General features: G+C 52.8%; 8 protein-coding genes, 1 tRNA gene and 2 rRNA genes (1 of these 11 cut by a window edge). 7 read left to right on the forward strand and 4 right to left on the reverse strand.

Annotation, left to right across the window (positions count from 1 at the left end; translation table 11 throughout):
- Window positions 1–14 precede the first annotated feature (14 nt).
- Window positions 15–767: a glycosyltransferase family 25 protein gene (locus tag AC6I9Z_RS16340; protein WP_461458994.1), complete on the reverse strand. Its 753-nt coding sequence runs from the start codon at window positions 765–767 to the stop codon at window positions 15–17.
- A gap of 211 nt (window positions 768–978) precedes the next feature.
- Between AC6I9Z_RS16340 and AC6I9Z_RS16345 the strand changes: the two genes are divergently transcribed.
- The 7 genes from AC6I9Z_RS16345 to AC6I9Z_RS16375 all read left to right on the forward strand — a co-directional run bounded on the left by AC6I9Z_RS16345 (window position 979) and on the right by AC6I9Z_RS16375 (window position 9570).
- Entirely contained in the window at window positions 979–1926 is a 948-nt protein-coding gene (locus AC6I9Z_RS16345; RefSeq protein WP_461458996.1) for a glycosyltransferase family 2 protein, read from the forward strand.
- An 80-nt stretch (window positions 1927–2006) separates the two neighbouring features.
- Window positions 2007–4196, forward strand: a complete 2190-nt coding sequence (locus AC6I9Z_RS16350; RefSeq protein WP_461458998.1) for a GumC family protein — start codon at window positions 2007–2009, stop codon at window positions 4194–4196.
- 61 nt (window positions 4197–4257) lie between these two features.
- Window positions 4258–5601: an O-antigen ligase family protein gene (locus tag AC6I9Z_RS16355; RefSeq protein ID WP_461458999.1), complete on the forward strand. Its 1344-nt coding sequence runs from the start codon at window positions 4258–4260 to the stop codon at window positions 5599–5601.
- Between the two features lie 39 nt (window positions 5602–5640).
- The gene (locus AC6I9Z_RS16360; protein ID WP_461459001.1) at window positions 5641–5901 is read left to right on the forward strand and encodes a hypothetical protein; all 261 of its coding nucleotides are present in this window, start codon (window positions 5641–5643) and stop codon (window positions 5899–5901) included.
- Window positions 5902–6060: 159 nt separating this feature from the next.
- Entirely contained in the window at window positions 6061–7158 is a 1098-nt protein-coding gene (locus AC6I9Z_RS16365) for a glycosyltransferase (protein ID WP_461459006.1), read from the forward strand.
- A gap of 56 nt (window positions 7159–7214) precedes the next feature.
- Window positions 7215–8567 (forward strand): outer membrane beta-barrel protein, encoded by a 1353-nt coding sequence (locus tag AC6I9Z_RS16370; RefSeq protein ID WP_461459003.1) that lies wholly within the window; start codon window positions 7215–7217, stop codon window positions 8565–8567.
- Window positions 8568–8571: 4 nt separating this feature from the next.
- The gene (locus tag AC6I9Z_RS16375) at window positions 8572–9570 is read left to right on the forward strand and encodes a hypothetical protein (protein WP_461459005.1); all 999 of its coding nucleotides are present in this window, start codon (window positions 8572–8574) and stop codon (window positions 9568–9570) included.
- Window positions 9571–9638: 68 nt separating this feature from the next.
- On the opposite strand, the gene AC6I9Z_RS16380 is transcribed toward AC6I9Z_RS16375, so the two are convergent.
- The 3 genes from AC6I9Z_RS16380 to AC6I9Z_RS16390 form a co-directional block, all read right to left on the reverse strand.
- Window positions 9639–9715: transfer RNA gene (locus AC6I9Z_RS16380), tRNA-Met, on the reverse strand.
- A gap of 133 nt (window positions 9716–9848) precedes the next feature.
- Window positions 9849–9963, reverse strand: a 5S ribosomal RNA gene (gene rrf, locus AC6I9Z_RS16385).
- A gap of 176 nt (window positions 9964–10139) precedes the next feature.
- Window positions 10140–11439, reverse strand: a 23S ribosomal RNA gene (locus AC6I9Z_RS16390) (it continues 1495 nt past the right edge of the window).

An 11439-nucleotide genomic window follows, 5' to 3' on the forward strand; every position in this document is an offset into this window, starting at 1 on the left:
TGATCACCCATTGGCTAGAGCTGAAATCGGAAAGGGCGGCGGCCCCGCAATTGATAGCTGGCGCGCTCGCGGTTCCGCGATATGAAGCGCTTCAGCCTCAATCGTTCCGGAATTTTATAGGCATCGAAACGGGACATTCCGATCTCACTGGGGACCGACCGTTCCAGTACGGGAAACGGGAAAACCGCGAGATTAGCTATGCCATGTATCCATGACCGATCCATCTGATCGTCAATCGGTCGGACCACATCGCGGGTTTGGGCGAGGAACCGGTTGGCTCCGTTTTTAGTGAGCAAGTAAGCCTGTGTCCCAAAGCAATATCCGGATATCTCAATTAGCCGTGTAGTCCGGCAAATGAAATCTTTCTCCAATATCCGGGCAGGCGCAGGTTTTTTGTAATAGAGCCGGATGTAATCACGACCAGTTTCCGCATGATCTTCGACAATCAGCGGCCTGATAAAACTCCAGTCAGCAAGAATATCATCTTCCAGAATGACATATTGATCCACGTCATCGTCCACCAATTGCTTCCACAGTGCATAGTGACTCGAATAGCAGCCACGCTCGCCAGTGGTCAGCGGTCGACCCTTGGCAATGATTGCCTGGTCTTCATTGTAATGAAGGTCGGGATGCAACACTTCGAGGGCATCGAAAAACGCCCAGTCTATCGAATCCAGTATCTCGCTTTCCGCAAATATCCGACGCCTTTCACCGGCGTTGCGCATACTTATGACGAAAATCTTGGTCCGTACCGAGCCACGCGCCATTAAAGTTCCTTTGTCCGGCATTTGAAGATGCGGATTAAAAAGTCGTCCGGGTTCGGTCGTTCGAATCCCCAGACCGAACGATCTTTACTGCATTGCACAACGAAGGAGCTAGGTTCTATAAATGCCTGTATCGCGCTGCTGGCAAGGCGAAAAATCCATTCGTCGATGTCAAGCAACACATTATCTTCGGCACTGCAAAAAACGGGATAGAATGATTGATCCAAGATTCTCTGTTATCATTCCGGTCCACAACAAGGCCAGGCATGTCACCGCAAGCGTAGCCAGCGCGTTGCAACAGACACGGCCACCGAGCGAGATCATCCTCATCGATGATGCTTCCACCGATGGCAGCGCGGCAATCCTCTCGAACATGAATGATCCTCGCATTCGCCTGCTGTTTCGGGACACACCGGGACCAGGTGGATATGCAGCGCGTAATTTAGGAATAGCCGAAGCCAATGGCAATTGGATCGCCTTCCTCGATGCAGACGATATCTGGCATCCGTCTCATCTTGCAGACATGGCAGCCGCGATTGAAGCAACGCCAGAGGCGGGATGTGTAGCAACGCGCTATGACCATGTTTTTGCTTCCCATCGAAAACCTTCCAAAATGACGGATGCGCTTGCCAGCATTGCAGGGCGCAGCGCGGATTTTCGAGAGGCCCTTGATATCTGGGTGCACAGTGGAGAGTGCCCGATCTGGACCAGCGCAGCCGCGTTTCGCCTTGATCTGCTTCACCGAGCAGGACCGTTTCCAGCCGGAAAAGCTGTACGCGGCGGTGATAAGGACATGTGGTTACGGGCTCTATCCCATGCGCCTTTTACCTATGTACCAAAAGTCAGTGCTGAATTTCATCGCGATACCGATAACAAGGTAAGCAAGACCACCAATCCCGACAGCATCCCCATATTGGTCAACACAGCCCGGGCCATGATGGCAACGGCAAGTGAGGAAGAACGGACATTGCTGCGCAAGCTGATCAACCAGCAAATCGGTCTCTATGCGCGTTTTTCTTTCAAGGGCGGTGAAATCTCGTCGCAATTCTCGCGTAATTTATGCTTGCCAGAAGGTTTTGGACTTTTCCTGATGATCGAGGCCGCACGGTTAATGCCGCCAACATTGCGCCACAAGATTTACCGCGCAATCAAGGGAACATGATGATTTAGACTGGGGAATTTAGACTGGGGGAAAAATTACGGGCATAAATGCAGGGGGCTGTTTGTTTGGAGCTAACGGCCATGAATAGAATGTCGGAAACACCGCTTCCGCTCGACAGGTTTGTTGTCGAAGAAGGTAATGAGCTCATAGATTTACGTGCTATCGGCCGCGCTTTTCGCAAGCACATCGTTCCGGTCATCTTGGTGTCGGCATTGGCCATGATCGGAACGGCCACTGTCTATTTCATGACCCCACCCAGCTATCTCGCTACCGCAACCATGGTTGTCGAACGACAGGCGGAGGAAGTAGTTCCGGTAAATAGTGATACACCGGCGCTGACAACTGATTCCCCCACCGTCGATACCACGGTGGAGATATTGCAATCCCCTTTCATTGCTGGACGGGTGGTCGATGCATTAAAACTCACAGAAGAGCCTGAGTTTAACCCTGCACTTTTGAAGACAAATGGCCAAGGACCACAGACATCAGAGCAGCAACAAGCAGCACGCGACCGGGCCATTCGTATCTTGGGCGGCTCGCTAACTGTCCAGCGAGAAGGTGTTTCTTACGCTATTGCCGTTCGATATGAGTCCGAAGACCCGAAGATGGCCGCGAACATTGCCAATGCTACGATCGATGAATATCTGCTAACCCGGGTTGAGGGGGAGCAAGGTTCCACCCAACGGAGCGCAGACCTGCTCGAAACAAGGCTGGAAGAACTGCGCGGGGAAGTATTGGCTGCCGAAGCGCAGGTCGCAAGATACCGTTCTGACGAAGGGCTATTCGCTGCCACGGATGTCAGCTCAATTACACAGCAAGAACTATCGGTTCTCAATACACAGCTGGCCGAAGCGCGAGCCGCCGAAGCCGCAGCCAATGCACGTTTGTCGACCGCTAGGGCGCAAATGTCTCAAGGCTTGTCCGGAGAAAGCCTGGGAGCCGCGCTCGAGTCCGAAGTAGTAGGCGCTTTGCGGGCTCAGCGCTCGGTCGCCAGCGCCGAAGTTGCGAACCTGTCGACCCGCTATGGACAGCGTCACCCCAGCCTGATCAAGGCGCAAAGCCAGCTCGCTGACATCGACACCCAAATCGCCGCCGAAGTCGGGAGGATTGTATCGAGTCTGAAAACCGAAGCCAGTGCCGCAAGTGGACGCACCTCGTCCATTGCATCGTCTATAGCAGGGCTGCAAAATCGTTTGGCGGTGGACAGCGATGCCTCTGTGCGGCTCAGTGAGCTGGAACGCAATGCTGCGTCTGCTAGGGAATTGTATCAGGGCTTTCTGGATCGCTACAAAGAATCTGTGGCGCGTCAAGGCACGGAGAGCAGCGGGGCTAAAGAGGTATCACGAGCCGCTATTCCAGTTCTTCCGGTCTCCCCGAACCCGTTATTATACATAACCCTTGCATTGGTGGCCGCGGGCGCGTCCTCGACCGCTGTTGTCGCAGGTCGGGAGTTTCTTGAGAATGGTCTAAGGACCGCCGAAGCCGTCGAGAAGCGCCTGAAAATCAATGCTTTAGGGTCTATCCCAGAAATCAACTCACTTCCGGAAGTCAAAAAGTCCGGTGATCCAAAGCCATGGCCGCCCCAATTTTTGATCGATCATCCCAAATCGGCTTTTGCCGAAGCTTTTCGTGCGCTTAAGACCACACTGGCAATGGCGCCTGGCCGTCATAAGACGAAAATCATCTCGGTCACATCGGCGCTGCCCGGAGAAGGCAAGACGAGTTCAGCAATATGCCTTGCCGGCGCTGCTGCCCGATCCGGTATTCGCACACTTTTGGTGGACTGCGATTCTCGCCGACAGGCATCATCCCGTTCTCTGGCTAAATCTATAACCTACGGACTTACAGATGTCTTGAACGGCGAGGCCGCGCTGAGTCAGGCCGTTGTCCATGATAAAGATAGCGGTGTGTATTTCCTTGGCCAAAAGCCTGATGAAGACACGCCGTTTGACCTCATGGGTTCCGAAGCGATGTCCGACCTGCTCAAGGAATTGCGAGGTCAGTTCCAATTTGTCGTTCTGGATACAGCGCCGGTTCTGCCGGTGGCAGAATCCCGCATGCTGGCAGCGCTCGCAGATATGGTTGTCTTTCTGGTCCAGTGGAAGAAAACTCCGGCCAAGGCAGCGGAAATCGCCTTGCATCAGCTGGATGATGTCGGCGCCAACGTGTCTGGAGTCGTTTTAAGCCGGGTAGATGTGATTGAACAGGCGCGGACGGGCTTTGGAGACGCAGGCCTCTATTTCAAGCGCTACAAGGAATACTATGCTTAAGGGAGGCTCGGGAACGCGCGGTTTTGGCCATATTCTCCTCAGATATCCAAAAGGATAGCCAATGATCGGCGGCGACCTGGGAGGAGCACCATCCTTACCTTTGCCAGTTCTGGCGCTGGTTACACTCTTCATGGCCGTTCCAATGGTATTGGCGCTCAAGAAAGTGCGCGGTTATCCGGCGCGCTTTGTGATTTTTGCCATTTGGCTGCGCTATATCATGAGCGCTTTTCATGAAATCACTTTTTCGCCAGCCGTCGCCGGTCTAAGCTGGAATGCCATTGGTTCCGTAGCTGTTGCCGGTACAGGCCTACTGCTGGTGACTCCTCGGCATTATCTGCTGAAGCCGCTAATGCCCGTCTATGCGCTGATCCTTCTGTCATTGATTAGTGCCGCCGCCAATGATGGTATATTCACGGCGCTCAATGCCGCAGTGAAACATATATATTTCATGGTGCTGATGATCGCTATATATCGTGCGCTTTTGGAAAATGGCGGCGCCCGGTTTTTTACGCCCCTGCTCTGGGCCTTTGCGCCTTTGGTTGTTCTCCAATTGCTGTCAATCGGCCTGGGCGCGGTGAAAGCATCTGAATTCGATGGTTCCAGCAGTTATATCGGCGGCTATAACCATGAGGCCACCTTCTCCATCGCTATGGCCACGTTTTTCGTGGTCTTGTGTTTTGCGAGTTCATTAACGCGCGTGCTAAAGGGCCTTCTGTCCATCGGATTGCTTGGCGGGATCGTGCTGGCCAACTACCGGACAACCATGCTCGCGGTTTTGCCGGTTGCAGCGATACAGTTGGTGAGCAGCACCATGTTCTCTTTCGTGCGGGAACAGCGAGTCATATTGGCCGTGATCATATCGGTAATCACGGTAGCCGGAGTTTTCATGCTGGCCGGTTTCTCAGCAGAACGCTTCAATGACCTCGCGGTGTTTTTCGGCGACCCCGGCCAATATATCAAACCACAAGCAGAATTTTCGTTTGACGAGCGGCGTTTGTTGTCGGGTCGGCTCTATATATGGTCAGGATATATATACGCCTGGCTTGATGGGTCGACGCTCAATCATGTGATTGGCTTCGGTCCGGACAGTTGGGAGGAGATATTCAAAGTCTACCCCCATAATACAATTGTCGCCTATCTCTACGAACTGGGCTGGGCCGGCGTTTTCCTGCTGTTGTTTTTCTGGGTTACCATGATTAAATTGGCCATGCGAGCGCCCGCTGAAGACCGCGCGATATTGTTGTTCGCGCATTTGTCATTCCTTTTCATGAACTTGGCAACCATGGCCCTGTGGCAAATAGAAGGTGTAATTTTTTATGCCATTATTTGTGGTTTTTCGCTATTTAGGAAGGTGGAATCAGGGGCAATCAGAAGCCATTTCAAAGCGCAATTGCACCCTGCCTGACTTTTTGGTTCCAGATAGGCTGGAACAGGGGAGGCGTAATTGGACAAGAAAGGCGGCGATACAGCTGGATCCAGTCGATCCAATTTGTCAGGCGATACGGTTAGTGCGCGGATACTTTCTGACCCTCCTTCGACATTGGATGGCAATGCTGAAGAACAGCTTGATGATTCTGGTGCTTTCCAGCCGTCTTCCGCATCCGAAAAGGCAGCACAGCTGCCGCAAAGGACACGGATCATCGTTGTTGCCGGACTGTTCATTTGGATCATCATCGCGATTGGATTGCTGATCTTTTTCTTCTGAATGGATTTTCTTTTATTGGGGTTCCTTCCCGTCAACGCGAAATCTGTGCGTTATATCGCCGAACAATTTTGCTGCCGTCCGGGCTTTGATATCTAGAAATAGATTGTCCCCCTGAGGTTGAATTTTTTGCGACCAACAATTCTCTTCATCATCAACAGTTTGACAGGCGGAGGTGCAGAGCGGGTTATGGCTGCCTTGCTTCGACACTCGGTCCCTTATCGCGATCAATATGATATATCGCTGGCTTTGCTGGACGATGAACCAGCCGCCTATGAAGTGCCGGACTGGATCACTGTCCATCAGCTCGATTGCCGTGGCAGCCTGTTGCAATCCATCCGGCAATTACGCGCGCTGGAACGATCCCTGCGCCCTGCTGCAACGCTGAGTTTTCTAACCCGCGCAAACGTCGCGAACTGGGCCAGCAGAGCAGGCAAAGGCTACCCTTGGATTATCAGCGAACGGGTTAATACCAGCGCGCATCTCGGCCAAGGGCTATCCGGGCGACTTAGCCGTATGCTCGTCCAGCTTTCTTATCGCCATGCTACTCATATCATTGCCGTTTCACAGGGCGTAGCGGATGATCTGTCGGAGACGTTTGATGTGCCGGACGATATCATCAGCGTAATTTCCAATCCGGTTGATACCGTCCGCATCTCCCGGCAAGCGCTTGAAAAATATCCTGTCCATCCGGATGAACCCTATATTGTCGCAATCGGCCGGCTGGTAGAGAATAAGAATTTTGGGCTATTGATTGATGCTTTTGCTGCTGCATCAATCCCGGGAAAGCTAATCATCATCGGCGATGGGCCGCTCCGCGCCACTCTTGAACAGAAAATTGCTGATCATGGGCTGGAGCCACAAATCATCCTGACCGGCTTCATCCAAAACCCTTTCCCCCTTCTGGCCGGAGCGCAATTTTTTGTGCTGCCATCCAATGCCGAAGGCTTCCCCAACGGACTAGTCGAAGCGATGAGTACCGGCACTGCGGTAGTTTCCACCAATTGCAAATCCGGCCCCTCAGAAATTCTCGCTAACAAAAACAATCTGGCGGTTGAAGAAATGACTCCGGTTGATTTTGGCGTCCTGGTTCCGTGCAACGATGTTGCCGCAATGGCCGATTCTTTGCTCTATTTTCAGGATGATGAGACCCGCAAACGCTTCGCTGATCTCGCTTTGACCCGTACCAAAGACTATACACCGGAAAAGGCGGCACGCCGTTACTGGCATGTGATAGAGAATAGCATGAATGCCGTGTAGCTGACGCTCTCGGGCAATTGTTCAACCTTGGGGCAAGACAAGGAATTGAAGCGGATATGCGTCAATTTGGCCCCATGCGTGCTGTCGGAAAACGAGCCGCCAGCGACACAGTTTTTACGTCTTATCAGGCTCTTGCTTTGCCGTTGATCATTGCCGCTATGCTGCCAAGCAACGCCTATGCTCAACAATCCGACGTGCTGGAGGATTTTCGTGAGGACAGCCTCCAGTTCAAGAGGAACGATCAGCTTGGCGTTCTTGATCGACCTCAGCCTGAATATGATGCCGTCCCGTACCGCGTTGATGGAGTAGAGATCATGCCAAGCATCAATATCGAAACGCTTTACGACAGCAATATCTTTGCAGTGCGCGATGCCAGTGATGACCTGATCGTGAGGGTCAGGCCCAAAGTTACCGCATCTACACAGCTTGGCAGTTTCAATATCGCGACCGCTGCAGAGGTAGACCGTCGGCAATATTTAAGCACCGATAGTCAGAGCACCACGGACTATACCTTGGGTCTCCGCGGAAGGTTTGACGCCAGTCGGGACGGCCAGATCTATATCGGAACCCGCAACGGACAAGCCACGGAGGATAGAACCGATCCCGCCTCCCCGCTTAATCTGCAAAAGCCGGTACAATATCGCTATGCCTCTGCATTTCTCGGAGCAGCACAGAGTTTCAACCGGCTGCGTATTGCCGGTCGCGTCGGAATTGAAACCCGTGATTATAAGGACGGACGAGACGGCTTGGACGTGCCGGTGGATCAGGACTTTCGCAACCGAACACTGTTTACGTCAGATCTGGCTGCCGAATTCGCGATCAGCCCCGACACTTCTGTATTCATCAACGGAAGTATCAATCGGCGGGACTACACGACACAACCGGCGCTTTCTCCATCCAGAGACTCTAAAGGCTACGAAATTACGGCCGGAACCAGTTTTCAGCTCAGCAAACTGATCCGTTCGGAAATCGGAGTTGGCTATTTCAAGCAAAATTTCGAGGATCCTGGCTTTGAAGATGTCGATGGCTTTGCCGTCAGGGCGAAGGCGGAATATTTTGTAACACCCCTGGTGACGCTGACGGCAAGGGCCAATCGTGGGGTTGAAGAGTCCTCGACACTGGGTTCGGGCGCTTTTGTTGCAACATCTTTCTCGCTGACGGCGGACTATGAATTGTTACGCAATCTCGTCATCAGTGCGAGCGCTGGTTACGAGCGCGACCGCTTCCAGGATATCGACCGGCGCTATGATATCACCAGCGCAAAGATGCGCGCAGAATGGCGTCTGGCGCCGCGCTTTGCGCTCCACGCCCAATATGATTTTCGCGAACAGGATGCTTCAGGCACATTCCCGGGACGTGAATTTTCCCGGCACCGTTTCCTGGCGGGCATAACCATAGCAGGAATGTGATATCGTGAACCATCCAGACCGCAGAACTGTTATCTCCGCTCTCGTGTTGGCGTCTCTGGCAGGAAGGTCTCATTCTGCCAACGCAGCAACCATAGATGGCCGCACTTTCAAAGGCGATGGCTCAGGAGAAGGACTAAGAGCCCAATCGGGATTGGTGATCAGAAACTCGGGCTTCTTCAATCTCGGCAATGGTGCCATTCGGGTGAATGTCGCGACAGACAGCCTGGTTGTGGAAGATGTTGAGGGGCGCGATCTGTATCGGTTTCTTGAAAATACCGCTTCAGACCGATCTACACCCGCGTCATTGACCAATTTCACATTGCGCCGGATTACGGGAGACGACATCAGCAGAGCCATGACCCGTATCCGTTATGGATCGCGAGACGGTCTCATAGAAGATGTAATTGCGCGCGCCGGGACAGAGACAGAACGATATTGCGCCGGCTTCGTTCTCGACGATGAAGCACGGTCCATCATCTATCGTCGCTGTGAGGCACATGGTTTTGCCGAGCGGGGCAGGTCTGGCAGCGATTACTGGAACGGAGATGGTTTTACTGACGAGCGAGGCAATAAGGCGATCCAATATCTGAATTGCGTTGCCACAGGCAGCACGGACGGAGGGTTTGATTTGAAATCAACCGATGTCAGACTGTCCGATTGCGTGGCCAAAGATAACAAGCGCAATTTCCGCTTTTGGGGCAGCGGTGAAGTGGAAAAATGCCGCAGTGAAGATCCACGATCACGTGGCGGGTCAGGCCGGGCTTCCCATTTCTCCTTCCATGGGGGCAGCGCAAAATATGTAATCGACAGGCCCGTCGTGCGCGCCGCTGACGACAACGACGCACCGGTTTTCCTTTTTGACAATGATGCACCGGCTAATGTCGAAATTCGCAATGCTGATATTAGCGCTCCTGGCGCTCCTTTGGTCCTTGCTGAAAATAGCGAGCCAAACATCAAATGGGTGCCAGCGCGAGCAGAGCAAAGCATCAGAACCAAGGAATAGAGGCTTGAAACTTCCCCTTTGCGCCAGACACAAAAAAGCCGCCAACCCATTAGGTCAGCGGCCTTTTTTGGTTGCGGGAGTAGGATTTGAACCTACGACCTTCAGGTTATGAGCCTGACGAGCTACCGGACTGCTCCATCCCGCGCCACCAATGGCAGCCATATTGCAACAGCTGCCAAAACTAAAAAAGCGGCCGGCCCACTCGATGGACAGGCCGCTTTTTGAAAAAGTGAATGGGTTATTTCCTCGTGACTACATCTCAATGCGCCTGCTGCAATGCCTGGCGACGACCTACTCTTCCATGCCTTAAGACAAAGTACCATCGGCGCAATCTGGTTTCACGGCCGAGTTCGAGATGGGATCGGGTGGGGCACAGACGCTATGGCCACCAAGCAATGAAGCAAGCGCATAAGCTGTAATCACGGGTCTTTTAATCGATATATCGTTGGTAAGATATGCATGTTTAATCCATGCACATATTACCGTGGGCTGAGCTTATAATGTCCAGCATCTACGACAAGAAGGTTATCCAATTTCTTGGTCCAACATTGTTGTTGATGGCGGGATTCTACAAGCGCGAATAGAGTAATTAGGACTGGTTAGCTACATGCATTACTGCACTTCCACACCCAGCCTATCAACGTGGTGGTCTCCCACGACTCTATGATAACTTATCTTAAGGGAGGCTTCCCGCTTAGATGCTTTCAGCGGTTATCCCGTCCATACATAGCTACCCAGCGGCACGCCTGGCGGCATGACTGGTACACCAGAGGTATGTTCAACCCGGTCCTCTCGTACTAGGGTCAACTCCTTTCAATTATCGACGCCCACGGCAGATAGGGACCAAACTGTCTCGCGACGTTCTGAACCCAGCTCACGTACCACTTTAATTGGCGAACAGCCAAACCCTTGGGACCTGCTCCAGCCCCAGGATGTGATGAGCCGACATCGAGGTGCCAAACGATTCCGTCGATATGAGCTCTTGGGAATCATCAGCCTGTTATCCCCGGCGTACCTTTTATCCGTTGAGCGATGGCCCTTCCACGAGGGACCACCGGATCACTATGACCGACTTTCGTCTCTGCTCGACTTGTCAGTCTCGCAGTCAGGCGGGCTTATGCCATTGCACTCTAACAGACGGTTTCCAACCGTCCTGAGCCCACCATCGCGCGCCTCCGTTACTCTTTAGGAGGCGACCGCCCCAGTCAAACTACCCGCCACAGAGGGTCCCTGATCCGGATAACGGATCTAGGTTAGACACCAGAAAACAATAGGGTGGTATTTCACATTATGGCTCCACTCGGACTGGCGCCCAAGTTTCAAAGCCTCCCACCTATTCTACACAATTCTTTCCTAATGCCACTCTGAAGCTGCAGTAAAGGTGCACGGGGTCTTTCCGTCTAACCGCGGGTACTCCGCATCTTCACGGAGAATTCAATTTCGCTGAGCATATTCTGGAGACAGTGGGGAAGTCGTTACGCCATTCGTGCAGGTCGGAACTTACCCGACAAGGAATTTCGCTACCTTAGGACCGTTATAGTTACGGCCGCCGTTTACTCGGGCTTCAATTCAGAGCTTGCACTCCTCCTCTTAACCTTCGAGCACCGGGCAGGCGTCAGACCCTATACGTCGTCTTGAAGCCGACTTAGCAGAGCCCTGTGTTTTTGCTAAACAGTCGCTACCCCCCAGCTTGTGCCCCCTGCAAAAAGTTGCCTTCATGCAGGGCCTCCTTCTCCCGAAGTTACGGAGGTAATTTGCCGAGTTCCTTCAGAATACTTCTCTCAAGCGCCTTGGTATACTCTACCTGACCACCTGTGTCGGTTTCGGGTACGGTCTATATGGTGGAGCTATTTCCTGGATCCACTTCGA

The sequence above is a fragment of the Parasphingorhabdus sp. genome (assembly GCF_059726685.1).